Below are 16,719 nucleotides of genomic sequence, written 5' to 3' on the forward strand. Positions count from 1 at the left end.
CGCGTCGTTGGTTGTGGCGCGGGGTCGACAGCGAATGTTCGTCGCGACAGCGCCCCGTCCTCGACGTACGAACCGTCCGCGCGCCCTGGATGCCATGCCGGCCATGGACGTCGAATCCATCCTGCCCGAGGGAATTACCATGCCCGTCTCCTACCTGACTTCGATGCCGACCCAGCAGTCCTATGCCGCCAAACCCTTGTTCGAATCGCAACTGCATTTCCCGGAGCTGACCGCCGAACAGCTTCCCGCCTTTATCGAGAACGCCGAACGGTTGCTGCTCCAGGAAAAGCGAATCAAGCTGTCGGTCAATGGAACCCCCCTGCCGCTGGCGGAGATGGTGGGCAATAGCAATGACCGCGAGGGCGCAGTCATTCTGACGGGCATCGCGGAAGCCCTGCCCCGCGCCTTCGAGAATCATTCAGACGTCGAGGTTCGCGATCTGGCGTTTTATGAAGCAGCGGGCCTGATTGCCAGCCCAGCGTTCTGGGAGGCAACCGAAGACGCGATGAAAGCGACGCTGAACCTGGGCACCACGGGCGGCGACATCCGCCTGCACGACGCTGCGCAGCTGGGAATGAATGTCACGCTGGCCAAGGATGGGAAAAGCCTTGAGTGCCATATCAGCGCCACCTGGAAAGAGTTCACCGCCGGTGCGAAGTGGCACGCCATGACCGGTCTTGAACCCGTGATGAAGGCGGACGTGCGGATGCGGATCCCGCTGAAGCGAAAAGGCGGTCAGCAGGAATTGCAGCCGACCTTCGTTTATCTGCACGCCAACAGCCCTGTCCCTGAAATCGCCAGCAAGCTCAAGGAACGGAAGACCACGCTGGGTCAGGCCCTTCTCAACGCGCTGGCCAGCCTTCCGCTGCTCGGTCGCCTGTTCCGGGGCGTGCAGATCAAGGTGTGTGTCGGGGAAAACTTCCGTGGCCATGGGCTCGCCTGCATGCCGGCCGATCTGGGCGACAGAGACTGGATCGGCCGGGGACATGACAGGCGCCTGGGACACCATCTCGCCGCGTGCACCCACATCACCGCAAAACGGCTGACGCACCGGCCAAACGCGACCCGGCACCTGACTCGCGCCATGGCCGCGGCGCAGGTTAACGCCAACGAAGTGGCTCCGCTGAAAGTCCTGTTGGCTCACCGGGCACCCGAATTGAGAGTCAAGGCCAACATGGTGGAACGCCTGGACCATTGGGCGTTCCAGCGTGGGCTCAACGATCCAGCAGCAAACGAGATTGCCGGCCAGCCGCCGCAGGAAGTGCCGGCGCGCCCGCTCGATGTTCCGCCGCCGCCCGATGAGGTGCCGCCGATCGGCCCGACCGTCGAGGCGCTTCAATCCCAGCTGCAAGAGTTCCAACAAACCTTGGAGGCTGAACGGAGCGCACGGCAGCAGGCGGATACCGAACGCGATGGATTGCGCTCGGAAACGGAGAAGCTGAGGGTGCAACTTGCGGCCCTGCAGGAAGAGCGATTGCAGCTGACTGGGGAACTCGAAGAGTTGAACGCGAAATTCATGAAGACGCATACCGCGCTGATGGCGACGCGAAGCCCGCTCGTCTCCATGCCGCATAGCCTGGACGGCGGCCCCATCCCCAACGGAATCGTCAGGAACCGGGCACAGTCAATCTCGAACCAAAGAAGCACGAGACCCGCGGCGCCTGGCGCCAATACGTCAACCACGACGCGCACAGCCGCGATACAGGCTACACCGGTGGCTCCGACTACGACCGAGGCTCGGGCTACGACCGAGGCTCGGGCTACGACCGAGGCACCGGCTACAACCGAGGCACCGGCTACGACCGAGGCACCGGCCACAACCGAGGCACCCGCTACGACCGGCACATCCGCTACATCGGCGACAACCGCCACGACAGGCACGACGACGTCCACGGATGACGCATAGCAGGCCGGGTGAACCGCTTCTTGCCGCCTTGCGCCAGATGGCCGCCGCCCGGCGGCAACGGCGGACGCTCGTCAGCTCGCGACGTCCGCCATACCCGTGCCCAACTCTCCGATCACCGCCCCCAACTGCTCCCGCAACCACCGATTCGCGCCGTCATTCTCGCCGCCAGCATGCCAATACAAGTGCAGCTCCAATGACGGCACCTTGAACGGCAGCGTCAGCAGGCGGTTGCCATACGCCTCGTTGGCGATGCGCGCATAGCGCAGCGGCAGCGTCGCCAGCAGGTCGGTGCAACTGACGATGCGGCACGCGGCCGCGTAGTGCTGGCAGCGCAGCCGCACCCGCCGCGTCATGCCCATCCGGTGCAGCGCCTGGTCCTCCAGCCCCGCCCCGCGCCGCCGCGACGACACGTGCACGTGCTCGGCGGCCAGATAGCGCTCCAGCGTCAATTCCTTCTTCACCAAGGGATGGTCGCGCCGGGCCAGCACCACCATCGGGTCGGCCATGAACTGCGCGTGGTGGATCGCCGGCGAGACCGGCAGCAGGATATCGATCGCGGCATCGAGCGTGCCGGCCAGCAACTCCGATTCCATCTCGCGGCGGTCGAAGCGGACCGCGGCGATGTCGACGTGCGGCGCCACCGCGGCGACGCGCGACATCAGCGGCGGCAGCAGCGTCGATTCCAGCGCGTCGCGCATGCCGATGGTGAAACGCCGCACCGTCGCGGCCGGATCGAAATGCGGCGTGTCCTGCAGCGTCCGCGCGAACGACTGCAGCGCGGTGCGTACCTCCCCGGCCAGCGAGCGGGCCAGCGGGGTCGGCGCCATGCCCTGCCCGCGCCGCTCGAACAGCGGGTCGTCGAACAGCGTGCGCAATCGGCCGAGCGCATGGCTGACCGCCGGCTGCGTCAGGTTCAGCTGCCGGGCGGCCGCCGTGATGCTGCCTTCGGTATAGATGGCGTCAAACACGACGAACAGGTTCAGGTCGATGCGGGAGAGCTGCATGGCGGCGATTGTGTCATGGAATGCAGCAGATTGATACCATCGAATCCAGAAAATTCATTTTTCATATTCCATGGATTCGGATAGAGTGGCCTCAGTCGGCGTATATCGCGCCCGCCCGCCGTCTGTCCGGTCCGCCCTCACGCGGCCCCGGCAGCCCCGGCGGGGCCAAATCGCAGGGGTTGTGAGGAGACACCATGGATTTCGAATACTCGCCCAAGGTCAAGGAAATGCGCGCCAGGTTGCTGGCCTTCTTCGACCAGCACATCTATCCGAACGAGAAGCGCTTCCACGCCGAGATCCAGGCCAACCGCAAGGCCGGCAACGCCTGGGTGCCAAGCCAGCTGATCGAGGAACTGAAGCCGCTGGCGCGCGAGGCCGGCCTGTGGAACCTGTTCCTGCCGCGTTCGAAGCGCGCGCCCGAAGGACTGTCGAACCTCGAATACGCGACGCTGTGCGAGATCATGGGCCGCGTGCCCTGGTCGCCCGAGGTATTCAACTGCGCGGCGCCCGACACCGGCAACATGGAGACGCTGGAGCGCTACGCGTCCGAGGAACTGAAGGACAAGTGGCTGGAGCCGCTGCTGCGCGGCGAGATCCGCTCCGCCTTCCTGATGACGGAACCGGACGTGGCGTCCTCCGACGCGACCAATATCCGCTGCAGCATCGAGCGCGATGGCGACCACTACGTGATCAACGGCACCAAGTGGTGGTCGTCGGGCGCCGGCGACCCGCGCTGCAAGGTCTATATCGTGATGGGCAAGACCAATCCCGATGCGGGCCGCCACGAGCAGCAGTCGATGATCGTGGTGCCGGCCGACACGCCGGGCATCACCGTCAAGCGCCATCTGCCGGTGTTCGGTTATGACGACGCGCCGCACGGCCACATGGAGATCGAGCTCAAGAACGTGCGCGTGCCGGCGGACAATATCCTGCTGGGCGAGGGCCGCGGCTTCGAGATCGCGCAGGGCCGCCTCGGCCCGGGCCGCATCCACCACTGCATGCGCAGCATCGGCGTGGCCGAGCGCGCGCTGGAACTGATGTGCAAGCGCAGCCTGGAGCGGGTCGCGTTCGGCAAACAGATCGCCCGCCATGGCGTCACGCAGGAGCGCATCGCCGAGGCCCGCTGCGAGATCGAGATGGCGCGCCTGCTGACGCTGAAGGCCGCGTACATGATGGACACGGTCGGCAACAAGGTCGCCAAGGCCGAGATCGCGATGATCAAGGTCGTCGCGCCCAATGTCGCGCTGAAGGTCATCGATTGGGCGATCCAGGTGCACGGCGCCGCCGGCGTGTCGGAAGACTTCCCGCTGGCCTCGTGGTGGGCGCACCAGCGCACGCTGCGTCTGGCCGACGGTCCGGACGAGGTGCACCGCAACGCGATCGCCAAGCTGGAACTGGCCAAGCACATGAGCCTGAATCCGGACGAGATCCAGATGCCGGTCACGCGCGGCGGCTGATGCCGTCGTCACGATAAAAAACACCCCGCGGCCATCCGGCCGCACGACTCCAGGGCGGCTGCGCCGGCAGCAAGCCATCCACGCGCAGCCTGTCTGCGCGTTTTTTTCTTCTGTGATTAAATGCGTCGGTCCATTCAACCGGCGCTGCGCTGCCGAGTCTGCGGCGCCCTTCTCCCGTCCAGGAGCTTCCTCGATGATCGATGTCTACAGCTGGGCCACGCCCAATGGCCACAAGGTTCATATCATGCTGGAAGAGTGCGGCCTGCCCTACCAGGTGCACCCCATCAATATCGGAGCCGGCGACCAGTTCGGCGAGGAATTTCTGAAGATCAGCCCGAATAACAAGATCCCGGCGATCGTCGACAGCGAAGGGCCGGACGGCAAACCGATCTCCCTGTTCGAGTCGGGCGCGATCCTGGTGTATCTGGCCGGCAAGACCGGCAAGTTTCTGCCCGAGGACGTGCGCGGCAAATACGAAACGCTGCAATGGCTGATGTTCCAGATGGGCGGCGTGGGACCGATGCTGGGCCAGGCGCATCATTTCCGCATCTATGCGCCAGAGAAAATCGAATATGCGATCAACCGCTATACCAATGAAGCGCGCCGCCTCTATGGCGTGATCGACAAGCAGTTGTCGAATCGCCCCTGGCTGGCTGGCGACGAATATACGATCGCCGATATCGCGACCTTCCCGTGGCTGCGCAGCTGGCAGAACCAGGGCATCGAACTGGACGACTATCCGCACCTGAAGCGCTGGTTCAATACGATCGCCGAACGCCCGGCGGTCAAGCGCGGCGTCGAAGTACTGGCACGCGAACGCAAGCCGCTGCATACCGACAAGGAACGCGAGATCCTGTTCGGCGCGACGCAATACGCCCGCCGCTGAGCCGAAAGCCGCCCTCCGGCACCGAAAACCCCCAGCGAACGCTGGGGGTTTTTTCATTGGACGAGCGCTTGTGTGCGGGGCGCGGCTCGCGCCAGCGGATCCGTCGGCGGATCGCCGTCGCCCCATTCCTTAACTAAAACGCGCTGTTCTTTAGATTATTGAGAGATCGATTCAGGTGAATACCTGTATGACATTCACCTCCGAACATGAGAAAAAAGCGTTACGCGCTTTTGATTTCCCGATGCCGGCGCAGATTTTCAACACTTTACGCAATCTATAGTGTTTATATCGAAGGTTATGTTGTCTGACACCGATTGTGCGACGGACTCTAGGATGTCGAGTCGATCAGGCGAATCCCTTAACTTCCTTCAAATTCCTCTCTCCCCCTTACCATGATCGGCGATCCTCTCAAGCTATTTGGCCAAAGACTGACGGCCCTGCGCAAACAAAGGGGCTGGTCGCAGGAAAAACTCGCGCTCGAAAGCGGAATGGCGCGCTCCTACCTCAGCGGCATCGAGCGCGGGCTGCGCAACGTGGCGCTGATCAACATCTGCACGCTGGCCGATACCCTCGGCGTTCCTCCCGGCGAAATGTTGAAGTTTGATGGCGACAACTCGGTATTGACCGTCGAGGAATTACGCACGCCGTTCGGTGCGGAAGAAACTACCGCGCAACGCAATGCGCGGCGTTATATGGCAAGGCTCGATAATGACGACCAGGATCTCGTTGCCTCGGTGGCACGTGCGCTCGCCCGCAAGCGCGCCGCCGGACAAAATGCCGCCTGACGGCATCCGCCGCCGCGCTACATCGCCAGCATGCCCTGCCGCTCGATAAAGCGGATCACCGCGTCAAGACCCTGCCCCGACTTGACGCTCCCCATCACGAAAGGCCGTTCCCCGCGCATCTTGCGCGCGTCGCTTTCCATCACGTCAAGATTGGCGCCGACGTACGGCGCGAGGTCGGTCTTGTTGATCACCAGCAGATCCGACTTGGTAATGCCCGGTCCGCCCTTGCGCGGAATCTTCTCGCCGCCGGCGACATCGATCACGTAGATCGTCAGATCGGACAGCTCGGGGCTGAATGTCGCCGCCAGATTGTCGCCACCGGATTCGATGAACACCACGTCCGCATCGGGAAAGCGCGCCAGCATGCGGTCGACCGCCTCCAGGTTGATCGATGCGTCCTCGCGGATCGCGGTATGCGGGCAGCCGCCGGTTTCCACGCCCATGATGCGCTCGGCCGGCAGTGCTCCGGAGATCGTCAGCAGTCGCTGGTCCTCCTTGGTGTAGATGTCGTTGGTGATCGCCACCAGGTCGTAGCGCTCGCGCATGGCCTTGCACAGCATCTCCAGCAAGGTGGTCTTGCCGGAGCCGACCGGGCCGCCGACGCCGACGCGCAGCGGAGGAAGTGTCTTGGTACGGGTCATGATGTCGGTTCCGATTCGATATGCGGCTGCGCTCAGGAGCGGAACAGCCGGGAATACTGCGTTTCGTGGCGCGCCGACAGCAGGCCGAGCATCGGCGACAGCGTCGACAGCGCGGGCGGTTCGGCATCGGCGCGGCGCGCCGCCTCGGCCACCGCGTCGAGCACGCAGCCATGCATGGCGCGCAGGATCTGCTGGCCGGCGACCTGCCCCAGCGGCACCGCCTTGATCGCCGCGGCGATCTGGTTCTCGGCCCAGTTGAAGCAATAGGCCGCCAGCCCGTCGCGCTCGTCGACCTGCAGCGCGACGCAGGCCGCCGCGAACGCCGTTGGCAGGCACACCGGCGACATCGCCGCCAGCGCTTCGCGCAACGCCGGCTCGCCCCATTCCATCTGCCCGACCAGCCGCGCCAGCGACCATCCCATCTGCTCGGTTTCGAGCCGCAACTCGGCGGTTTCCCGGCTTTGATGGAACCAATCGTTCCAGTGCCGCGCGCCATCGCGGTCATCGGCACGCCATGCACGATGCAGCAGCAGCCACAACGGACCTTCGGCATGCGCCTGCACGTGCAGCAGATTGTCGCGAATCCACTGCCGCGCACTGTCGGCATCTAGCACGATGCCGCATTCGATCGCCGCCTCCAGCCCTTGCGAATAGCTGAACCCGCCAATCGGCAGCGCCGGCGAGGCCAGATGCAGCAGCGACAGCAGTTGCGGGAGTTGGGTCATGGCAGCGCGAGCGGCTCAGCGCGGGTGATCGCAGCCGACATGGTGTCCTTGATCCCCATGCGAATGATCATGATCATGCGGATGCGGATGCGGATGCGAGTGCGAGTGCGAGTGCGAGTGCGAGTGCGAGTGCGAGTGCGGGTGCGAGAGCGAGTGCGAATGCGAGTGCCCATGATGCTCATGAAACACCGCCTGCGCCGCCGCGTAGTCTTCGGCGAAGGTCGCGTCGTGGCCGTGCTTGTGGCCGCCGCCATAGGCGCCGGCTTCGGGTTCGAATGGCAGCTCGGCGCGTTCGACGTTCACGCCGAGGCGGACCAGCATGTCGGCCAGCACCGGGTCGTATTCCAGCCGCAGATAGTCGCGGCCGATCTCCACCGGTGTGTGGCGGTTGCCGAGGTGGTAGGCCGCGCGCATCAGTGCGTGCGGATCGCCGGACCGTACTTGCAGCACCGATTCCGCTGCCGCCTGCACCTCGACGAACGTGCCGTCGGCGGTCACCAGCAGGTCGCCGCCGCGCAGCACCGTGCCGCGCGGCAGGAAGATCGCCGCTTCCTCGCCGTTGTCCAGCACCGCGCGCAGCCGGCTCTTGCTGCGATCGCCGAACGGCAGCACCAGCTTCGGCGCGCGGCGCACCAGCACCGGCGCGATGCCGTGCGGCGCGGGAAGATGCTTGTCGATCTTGTGCATGGTCAGAACAGGAAATAGCGCTGCGCCATCGGCAGCGAGGTCGCCGGCTCGCAGGTCAGCAGCTGGCCGTCGGCGACGACCTGGTAGGTCTCGGGATCGACGGTGACCGTCGGCTGCCAGTCGTTGTGGATCATGTCGCGCTTGCTGACCGTGCGTGTGCCGCGCACCGCCGACAGCGTCTTCTGCAGCCCATAACGCCCGCCCACATCCGCAGCCAGCGCGGCCTGCGACACGAAGGTCAGCGACGACCGGTGCAGCGCACCGCCGGCGCTGGCGAACATCGGCCGATAGTGCACCGGCTGCGGCGTCGGGATCGACGCGTTGGGATCGCCCATCGCCGCGGCGGCGATCATGCCGCCCTTCAGGATCAGGCTCGGCTTGACGCCGAAGAACGCCGGCTTCCACAGCACCAGGTCCGCCCACTTGCCGACCTCGATCGAGCCAACCTCGTGCGCGACGCCATGCGTCAGTGCCGGATTGATCGTGTACTTGGCGACATAGCGCTTGACGCGGAAGTTGTCGTGCCCGCCGCGCGCATCGTGCGGATCGCCGGGCAGCTTGCCGCGCTGCATCGCCATCTTGTGCGCGGTCTGCCAGGTGCGCAGGATCACCTCGCCGACGCGCCCCATCGCCTGCGAATCGCTGGAGATCATCGAGAACGCGCCGAGGTCGTGCAGGATATCCTCGGCCGCGATGGTCTCGCGGCGAATCCGGCTCTCGGCAAAGGCGATGTCCTCGGCGATCGACGGATCGAGGTGATGGCAGACCATCAGCATGTCCAGATGCTCGTCGATCGTATTGATCGTGTAGGGCCGCGTCGGATTGGTCGACGACGGCAGCACGTTGGCCTCGCCGCAGACCTTGATGATGTCCGGCGCGTGCCCGCCGCCGGCGCCTTCGGTGTGATAGGTATGGATGGTGCGGCCCTTGAACGCGGCGATGGTCGCCTCGACGAAGCCGCCCTCGTTCAGCGTGTCGGTATGGATCGCGACCTGCACGTCGGTGGCGTCGGCCACCGACAGGCAGGTATCGATCGCGGCCGGCGTGGTGCCCCAGTCCTCGTGCAGCTTCAGCCCGATCGCGCCGGCCTCGACCTGCTCGACGATCGGCTGCGGCAGGCTGGCGTTGCCCTTGCCGAGCAGGCCGATATTCATCGGATAGGCGTCCACCGCCTGCAGCATCCGCTCCATGTGCCAGGGGCCCGGCGTCACCGTGGTCGCATAGGTGCCGGTAGCCGGACCGGTGCCGCCGCCGATCATCGTCGTGACGCCGCTCATCAGCGCCTCCTCGATCTGCTGCGGGCAGATGAAGTGGATATGGGTGTCGATGCCGCCCGCGGTGACGATCATCCCCTCGCCCGCGATCACCTCGGTGCCCGGACCGATGACGATCGTCACGCCCGGCTGGATATCGGGATTGCCGGCCTTGCCGATGCCGGCGATGCGGCCGTCCTTGATGCCGATATCGGCCTTGACGATGCCCCAATGGTCGACGATCAGCGCATTGGTGATCACGGTGTCGACGCAGTCGCGCGCCAGCCGCTGGCTCTGCCCCATGCCGTCGCGGATCACCTTGCCGCCGCCGAACTTGACCTCCTCGCCGTAGATCGTGAAATCCTTCTCGACCTCGATGACCAGCGCGGTATCGGCCAGCCGCACGCGGTCGCCGGTGGTCGGCCCGAACATCTCGGCATAAGCCTGCCTTCCGATCGTCAACGCCATCACAGCGCTCCCATGATCTTGCCGTTGAAGCCGTAGACGATGCGGTCGCCATCGAGGGCGACCAGCTCGACGGTGCGCGACTGCCCGGGCTCGAAGCGCACCGCGGTACCGGCGGCGATATTGAGCCGGAAGCCGCGCGCGGCATCGCGGTCGAACTCCAGCGCGGCGTTGGTCTCGTGGAAGTGGAAATGCGAGCCGACCTGGATCGGCCGGTCGCCGGTATTGGCGACCGCCAGCCGTATCGTCGCGCGGCCCGCGTTCAGTTCGATCTCGCCGTCGGCGGGCATCAGTTCACCGGGGATCATCGGGTCTCCTGTCGTTGGTCGGGGCGGATTCGAGCCACCATCGGGCCACCATCGGGCCACCATCAGGCCACCATCAGCCCGACGCCATACAGCGCGACGCCGGCCCCAAGCGCGCGCGCCAGCCACGGCGCATGCCGGCGCAGTACCGAGCCGGCGGCGATGCCGGCCAGATGCAGCGCCATCGTCGCCAGCGCGAAGCCGCCGACATAGGCCAGCACCGCAGGCAGCGCGCCGGCACTCGCGGGCAGTTCGGCACCGTGCGCATGGCCATGGAACAGTGCGAAGCCGCCGACCAGCGCCATCGCCACGCCGGCGGGCAGCCGCGCGCGCAGCGCGACCAGCAGGCCGATCACCAGCAGCGAGGCGGCGATCATCGGCTCGACCGCGGGCAGGGCAACACCGGCGAGGCCGAGCGCGGCGCCGACCAGCATCAGCGCGACGAAGGCCAGCGGCAACCGCAGCACGCCGCCACCCGCTCCGCCACCCGCGCCTGCGCCACGCACCGCCAGCGCGCTCCAGACGCCCACCGCCACCATCGCCAGCAGATGGTCGGCTCCGGTCAGCGGATGCAGCAGGCCGGAGGCGAGACTGGCGCCGACGCTGGCGACATCGTGGCCCGGATGCGCCAGTGCCGGCCCGCTGGCGAGCAGTGCGGCCGCAGCGGCGAGATGAGCGGCGACACCCGCCCGGCCACGCGGCATGGCTTGTTGGAAGGAAACGGAACGAATGAAACCGGCCATGTTGGTCCTCGGTAGAAAACGGAAATTCAGTCAGCGGCGGCGATGCTGGCGATGCGGGTGACGCAGGTCAGACGATCGGCTGGTGCACGGTGACCAGCTTGGTCCCGTCCGGAAAGGTCGCCTCGACCTGGATCTCCGGGATCATCTCGGCGACGCCGTCCATCACGTCCTCGCGCGACAGCACCGTGGTGCCGGCATGCATCAGCTCGGCGACGGTGCGCCCGTCGCGCGCGCCCTCCATGATCGCGGCGGTGATCAGCGCGACCGCCTCCGGATAGTTCAGCTTCAGCCCACGCGCGCGGCGGCGCTCGGCCAGCAGCGCGGCGGTGAAGATCAGCAGCTTGTCCTTCTCTCTTGGCGTCAGTTCCATCGCCAGTCCTCAACGTTCTGTCGTTACGTCGACCTGTCAGATCGACCTGGTGGATCGACCTGCTGGATCGACCTGCTGGATCGACTTGTCAGTTCGACCCGTTACGTCGCCCACAGCCGCAACGGCCTCGCCGCTACCCCATGGATCGGCATCCGCAACGCGCTCCACGCCGCCACCATCAGCTCGCGCACCGGCTCGATGTGCGCGCCCAGCACGCGCAGCAGCAGCATCGGCTGCTCGGGGTCGGCCAGGCACGTCACGCCGGCACGCAGATCGGGCCGATACGGCAGGCGCTCGGCAAGTTGCTCGGCCAGTTCCTGCGTCGCGCCCGCGCCGACGGCCCACAGCGTGCCGAGCACCGGCAGGCCGTCGAGCCCCACGCGCGCCTGGCGCAGCGGCGAATCGGCATCGAGGCGGGCATGCTCGCGCCACAGCGTGCGGACGCCCTGTCCGATGCGCGTGTCCATCCACGCGGTGCCGCGCCGCCATTGCTCGCCGGACGCCTGCCGGCCGAGCACCAGCGCGTCCCAGCCGATCGCGCTGGCGCCCGGGGCGACCTCCACCGTGGTCGCGAGCCGCGCGCGCGCATCGTCGAACACGATGTTCTCCTGCGGCAGCCAGTCCAGCTTCGCGCCGGCCGCGACCGCAATGCGCACGCGCTGGCTGGCGTCGCGGCCGAGCGACTTGTACCACTTGGTCGCGCCCGGCGTAGCCAGCACCGCGTGCGCGCCGGCCTCGATGCCGATATCGATATCCAGCACGTCGCCGCCCGCAATGCCGGCCGGCGGATGCAGCACCACCGCATGGCAGATGCCGCCCTCCGGATACAGCGGCTTCTGCACCATCAGGGGCCCGGCATGCCGCCGCTCGACCAGCGCGGTGCGCTCGCCGCGGACGGCAAAGCGCAGCCGCAGCTGGGCGTGCCACGCGGGCGGCAAGGCCAGCGTCGTAGCCGGATCGTCGGCGGGAAAATCGGGATGGCGCATCGATCGATCGAGCGAAGGCGAAGATGAGCCACGGCCTAGACCGCGATCATTTCCCGCACGCCCTGCTCTTCCATTCGCCCGCCCTCGCCGCTGGCCACCACCTCCCCGCGGCTCATCACCACGTAGTGATCGGCCAGATAGCGCGCGAACTCGTAGTACTGCTCGACCAGCAGCACCGTCATGCCGAACTCGTCGACCAGCAGCCGCAACGCGCGGCCGATGTCCTGGATGATCGACGGCTGGATGCCTTCGGTCGGCTCGTCGAGGATCAGCAGCTTCGGCTCGCTCATCAGCGCGCGGCCGATCGCCAGCTGCTGTTGCTGTCCGCCCGACAGGTCGCCGCCGCGGCGCTGCTGCATCGTGCGCAGCACCGGAAACAGCTGGTAGATGCGGTCGGGCACGCCGGCCGGCTTGCCGCGGCTGGCGGCGCCGATCAGCAGGTTCTCTTCGACGGTCAGCCGCGGAAAGATCTCGCGGCCCTGCGGCACATAGGCCAGGCCCGCGGCGACGCGCTCGTAGGGCGGCGCCTTGTCCAGCGTCCGGCCGTGCCAGCGGATGGTGCCGCTGCGGGTCGGCACCACGCCCATCAGGCATTTCAGCAGCGTGCTCTTGCCCACGCCGTTGCGGCCGAGCAGCGTGGTCAGCCGGCCCTCCGGCACGTCGAAGCTGACGTCGCGCAGGATATGGCTGCCGCCGTAGTACTGGTTCAATCCGCTGACTTGCAGCATCGGTTTTCCTTTCTGCGCTTCCATTCCGCGCCGCCGTTCAGCGCCGCCGTTCAGCGCCCCAAATACGATTCGATCACGCGCTCGTCGCGCTTGACCGCGTCCAGCGTGCCCTCGGCCAGCACGCTGCCCTCCGCCAGCACCGTGACCTTGCCGGCCTCGCCCGCCAGCGCGGCAACGAATTCCATGTCGTGCTCGACCACCATCATCGAGCAGCTGCCCCGCAGGCCATTGAGCAGCTTGGCCAGCTGCATCGTTTCCTCGTCGGTCATGCCGGCCACCGGCTCGTCGAGCAACAACAGCTGCGGCCGCTGCATCAGCAGCATGCCGATCTCGAGACGCTGCTTCTGGCCGTGCGACAACAGCCCCGCCGGCCGGTAGGCCTCGTCCTCCAGGCCCGTCAGCGCCAGCGTCTGCTCGATGCGGCGGCGGCCATCGGCGTCGAGCCGTGCGCGCAGCGACGACCACCAGTGCTTGTCGGCCTTCATCGCCAGCTCCAGGTTCTCCCACACCGCGTGCTGCTCGAACACGGTCGGCTTCTGGAACTTGCGGCCGATGCCGGTCTGCGCGATGGTCGGCTCGTTCAGCCGCATCAGGTCGATGCTCTGGCCAAGGAACACGCGGCCGCTGACCGAGGCATTGCGTGGCCCGGTCTTGCCGGTGATCACATCCATCATCGTGGTCTTGCCCGCGCCATTGGGGCCGATCACGCAGCGCAGTTCGCCGTGGTCGATCGACAGCGTCAGCCGGTTCAAAGCGCGGAAGCCGTCGAACTGCACGGTGACGTCCTCCAGATACAGGATCGGGCCGTGCGAGACGTCGATGGCGCCGCGCTCGAGCACGCGGCCCAGGCCGGTGGCGTCGCCGCTTTCGGCCTGCGCCGCGTCGTGGCGTTCTTTCATTGCGGCGTTCATGCCTTTCCTCCGCTGCCGGCAGGCACCGCCACGGGCGCAGGCTTGGGTGCCGCCGTTGCACCCGCCGCGCCACCCCGCCGCAGGCGAACCAGCAGCCCCACGACGCCGTTTGGCAGATACAGCGTCACCAGCACGAACATCGCGCCGAGCAGGAACAGCCAGTACTCGGCGAAATGCGCGGTGAACAGCGTCTTGGCGCCATTGACGAGGAACGCGCCGATCACCGGACCGATCAGCGTGCCGCGTCCGCCGACCGCGACCCAGACCGCCATCTCGATCGAGTTCGCCGGCGACATCTCGCCCGGATTGATGATGCCGACCTGCGGCACATACAGCGCGCCCGCGATGCCGCACAGCACCGCCGAGAAGGTCCAGACGAACAGCTTGTAGCCGAGCGGGTTGTAGCCGGAGAACATCACGCGCGTCTCGGCATCGCGCACCGCGGTGACCACGCGGCCAAGCTTCGAGGTCACGATATAGCGGCAGGCGATCAGCCCGCCCAGCAGCGCGAACGCGGTCAGTACGAACAGCACGGTGCGCGTCTCGGGTGCGGCGATCGCGAAGCCGGCGATGCGCTTGAAGTCGGTGAAGCCGTTGTTGCCGCCGAAGCCTGTCTCGTTGCGGAAGAACAGCAGCATCGCGGCATAGGTCATCGCCTGCGTGATGATCGACAGGTAGACGCCCTTGATGCGCGAGCGGAACGCGAAGAAGCCGAACAGCCAGGCCAGCACGCCGGGCACCAGCACCACCAGCAGCAGCGCGTAGCCCAGATGCTCGGTGCCGTGCCAGAACCACGGCAGCTCCTTCCAGTCGAGGAACACCATGAAGTCGGGCAGCTCGCTGCGATAGACACCGTCGCGGCCGATCGCGCGCATCAGGTACATGCCCATCGCATAGCCGCCGAGCGCGAAGAACAGCCCGTGGCCCAGGCTCAGGATGCCGCAGTAGCCCCACACCAGATCGAGCGCGATCGCCGCCAGCGCGAAGCACATGATCTTGCCGATCAGCGTCAGCGCATAGGCCGACAGATGCAGCGGATGCGTGTCGGGCAGCACCAGTGCGCACACCGGCACCGCCACGGCGGCGAGCAGCGCGACCAGCGCCAGCGCCAGCCAGCCGCGCGTGGAGAACAGCGGCTGGCGCGGGGGCACCGCCAGCGTGAAGGCGCGCGTTGAAGGATCGATCGAGCTTTGCATCATGCCTCCGCGCTGCGCCCCTTGAGCGCGAACAGTCCCTGCGGCCGCTTCTGGATGAACAGCACGATCAGCACCAGGACGATGATCTTGGCCAGCACCGCGCCGTAGAACGGCTCGATGAACTTGTTGATGATCCCCAGGCCGAAGGCGCCGACGATGGTGCCGGCCAGCTGCCCGACGCCGCCGAGGACGACCACCATGAAGGAATCGATGATGTAGGCCTGCCCCAGGTCCGGGCCGACATTGCCGATCTGCGACAACGCGCAGCCGCCGAGCCCGGCGATGCCCGCGCCGAAGGCAAACGCATAGCTGTCGACCTTCCAGGTCCGTACGCCGACGCAGGCTGCCATCGTGCGGTTCTGCGTGGTGGCGCGCACGAACAGCCCGAGCCGGGTGCGATTGAGCACGGCCCAGGCGATCGCCACCACGGCCAGCGCGAACACGACGATGACGATGCGGTTGTACGGAATCACCAGTCCCGGCATCCACTGCACGCCGCCGCTCATCCAGCTGGGGTTCGCCACCTCGACGTTCTGCGCGCCGAACAGCATCCGCACCGCCTGCATCAGCAGCAGGCTGATGCCGAAGGTCGCCAGCAGCGTTTCCAGCGGACGGCCGTACAGATGGCGCAGCACCAGCCGCTCCAGCACGAAGCCGACCGCGGCGGCGGCGAGGAAGGCCGCGGGCAAGGCCGCCGGCAGATACCAGTCGAACGCATCGGGCAGATAGGTGCGGAACAGCGACTGCACCAGCCAGGTCGCATAGGCGCCGATCATCAGGAATTCGCCATGGGCCATGTTGATCACGCCGATCAGGCCATAGGTGATGGCCAGGCCCAGCGCGGCCAGCAGCAGCACGCTGCCCAGGCTCAGGCCCGCGAACAGGTTGCCGATCAGCTCGGCCTGGCGTTCACTGGCGCGCAGATTGTCGAGGGCCTGCTGCGCGGCGGCACGCAGTTGCGCGTCGGGCTCGCGGTACTGGCCGCTGTCGTCGCGCTCAACCAGCGGCTGCAGCCGCTGGCGCGTGGCCGGGTCGCTGTCGCGGCCTAGGATGCGAATCGCCTCCAGCCGCTGGTCGCGGCTGCCGTCGGCGAGCACGGTATTGGCCCAGATCACGTCGAGCCTGCCGCGCAGCGCGGTGTCGGCTTCCGACTGGCGTGCGGCGGCGACGGCCTCGCGCGGCGCGTCCTCGGGGCGCTCCAGCAGCGCCGCGATCGCCTGCGCGCGCACCGTGGCGTCCGGCGACGCCAGCAGCAGGCTGCCGGCCGCGCCGTCGACCTGCGCGCGCAGGCTGTTGTTCAGGGTCAGCGATTGCAGCGCGCCGGCATCGACCTCGACCGGCTTGCCGGTGATCGCGTCGATCGCACGCTCGCCGTGAACGCGCACCATGCCGATGCCCGGCGCGAACTGCAGCGTGTCGTCCTGCAGTGCCCGCAGGATCGGGCCAGCCTGCTTCGGATCGGCCTTGGCCAGCGCGGCGATGGCGGCGCGCTTGGCGTCGAAGTCGTCTTCGGCCAGCGGCTGCAGGTCGGCCTGGGTCAGCGCGGTGGCGGCCCACAGCGCAGGGGCGGCCAGCAGCAGCGGCAGCACCAGCAGCACGGCAAGCGTGGCGCGCCACCAGGAGGCGCGGAGCAGCATGGGTCGGGACATGGAAATGGGTAGTGTCCTGGAT

General features: G+C 67.0%; 17 protein-coding genes. 4 read left to right on the forward strand and 13 right to left on the reverse strand.

Annotated elements, in window-relative coordinates:
* Positions 1–103 precede the first annotated feature (103 nt).
* On the forward strand, positions 104–1,906 hold the full coding sequence (locus LRR16_RS18845; RefSeq protein ID WP_232206800.1) for a hypothetical protein: 1,803 nt from the start codon (positions 104–106) through the stop codon (positions 1,904–1,906).
* A gap of 71 nt (positions 1,907–1,977) precedes the next feature.
* On the opposite strand, the gene LRR16_RS18850 is transcribed toward LRR16_RS18845, so the two are convergent.
* Entirely contained in the window at positions 1,978–2,910 is a 933-nt protein-coding gene (locus LRR16_RS18850) for a LysR family transcriptional regulator (RefSeq protein WP_023263592.1), read from the reverse strand.
* A gap of 194 nt (positions 2,911–3,104) precedes the next feature.
* On the opposite strand from LRR16_RS18850, the gene LRR16_RS18855 reads away from it, so the two are divergent.
* The 3 genes from LRR16_RS18855 (at position 3,105) to LRR16_RS18865 (ending at position 6,038) form a co-directional block, all read left to right on the forward strand.
* Entirely contained in the window at positions 3,105–4,367 is a 1,263-nt protein-coding gene (locus tag LRR16_RS18855; protein WP_064573137.1) for an acyl-CoA dehydrogenase family protein, read from the forward strand.
* 193 nt (positions 4,368–4,560) lie between these two features.
* Positions 4,561–5,253, forward strand: a complete 693-nt coding sequence (locus LRR16_RS18860; protein ID WP_006578009.1) for a glutathione binding-like protein — start codon at positions 4,561–4,563, stop codon at positions 5,251–5,253.
* Between the two features lie 392 nt (positions 5,254–5,645).
* A complete protein-coding gene (locus tag LRR16_RS18865; RefSeq protein ID WP_023263593.1) occupies positions 5,646–6,038 on the forward strand; it encodes a helix-turn-helix domain-containing protein in 393 nt (130 codons plus the stop codon).
* Positions 6,039–6,055: 17 nt separating this feature from the next.
* Here LRR16_RS18865 and ureG read toward each other — a convergent pair whose 3' ends face one another.
* The 12 genes from ureG to urtB form a co-directional block, all read right to left on the reverse strand.
* Positions 6,056–6,679 carry an urease accessory protein UreG gene (ureG, locus tag LRR16_RS18870; protein ID WP_006578011.1) on the reverse strand — a complete coding sequence of 208 codons (624 nt, stop codon included), beginning with the start codon at positions 6,677–6,679 and terminating at the stop codon, positions 6,056–6,058.
* Between the two features lie 32 nt (positions 6,680–6,711).
* Positions 6,712–7,404 carry an urease accessory protein UreF gene (locus tag LRR16_RS18875; protein ID WP_064573134.1) on the reverse strand — a complete coding sequence of 231 codons (693 nt, stop codon included), beginning with the start codon at positions 7,402–7,404 and terminating at the stop codon, positions 6,712–6,714.
* Between the two features lie 15 nt (positions 7,405–7,419).
* Positions 7,420–8,091 carry an urease accessory protein UreE gene (gene ureE / locus LRR16_RS18880; RefSeq protein WP_232206801.1) on the reverse strand — a complete coding sequence of 224 codons (672 nt, stop codon included), beginning with the start codon at positions 8,089–8,091 and terminating at the stop codon, positions 7,420–7,422.
* A 2-nt stretch (positions 8,092–8,093) separates the two neighbouring features.
* Positions 8,094–9,812 carry an urease subunit alpha gene (ureC, locus tag LRR16_RS18885; protein ID WP_232206802.1) on the reverse strand — a complete coding sequence of 573 codons (1,719 nt, stop codon included), beginning with the start codon at positions 9,810–9,812 and terminating at the stop codon, positions 8,094–8,096.
* The gene (locus tag LRR16_RS18890; RefSeq protein ID WP_006578015.1) at positions 9,812–10,117 is read right to left on the reverse strand and encodes an urease subunit beta; all 306 of its coding nucleotides are present in this window, start codon (positions 10,115–10,117) and stop codon (positions 9,812–9,814) included. Before LRR16_RS18890 ends, ureC begins: the two co-directional genes overlap by 1 nt.
* A 62-nt stretch (positions 10,118–10,179) precedes the next feature.
* Positions 10,180–10,818 (reverse strand): HupE/UreJ family protein, encoded by a 639-nt coding sequence (locus LRR16_RS18895; protein ID WP_064573761.1) that lies wholly within the window; start codon positions 10,816–10,818, stop codon positions 10,180–10,182.
* Positions 10,819–10,924: 106 nt separating this feature from the next.
* Positions 10,925–11,227, reverse strand: coding sequence for an urease subunit gamma (locus LRR16_RS18900; protein ID WP_006579911.1), 303 nt, complete (start codon positions 11,225–11,227; stop codon positions 10,925–10,927).
* Between the two features lie 101 nt (positions 11,228–11,328).
* The gene (locus LRR16_RS18905) at positions 11,329–12,213 is read right to left on the reverse strand and encodes an urease accessory protein UreD (RefSeq protein WP_232206803.1); all 885 of its coding nucleotides are present in this window, start codon (positions 12,211–12,213) and stop codon (positions 11,329–11,331) included.
* A 35-nt stretch (positions 12,214–12,248) separates the two neighbouring features.
* Positions 12,249–12,941, reverse strand: a complete 693-nt coding sequence (gene urtE / locus LRR16_RS18910) for an urea ABC transporter ATP-binding subunit UrtE (RefSeq protein ID WP_232206804.1) — start codon at positions 12,939–12,941, stop codon at positions 12,249–12,251.
* A gap of 50 nt (positions 12,942–12,991) precedes the next feature.
* On the reverse strand, positions 12,992–13,840 hold the full coding sequence (urtD, locus tag LRR16_RS18915; RefSeq protein ID WP_232206805.1) for an urea ABC transporter ATP-binding protein UrtD: 849 nt from the start codon (positions 13,838–13,840) through the stop codon (positions 12,992–12,994).
* Positions 13,841–13,848: 8 nt separating this feature from the next.
* Positions 13,849–15,051 (reverse strand): urea ABC transporter permease subunit UrtC, encoded by a 1,203-nt coding sequence (urtC, locus tag LRR16_RS18920; protein WP_232206806.1) that lies wholly within the window; start codon positions 15,049–15,051, stop codon positions 13,849–13,851.
* The gene (gene urtB / locus LRR16_RS18925) at positions 15,048–16,697 is read right to left on the reverse strand and encodes an urea ABC transporter permease subunit UrtB (protein WP_370646854.1); all 1,650 of its coding nucleotides are present in this window, start codon (positions 16,695–16,697) and stop codon (positions 15,048–15,050) included. The genes urtC and urtB overlap by 4 nt, the downstream gene beginning before the upstream one ends.
* Positions 16,698–16,719: the final 22 nt, after the last annotated feature.

The organism is Cupriavidus sp. UGS-1, from assembly GCF_021213615.1.
Classification (GTDB): domain Bacteria; phylum Pseudomonadota; class Gammaproteobacteria; order Burkholderiales; family Burkholderiaceae; genus Cupriavidus.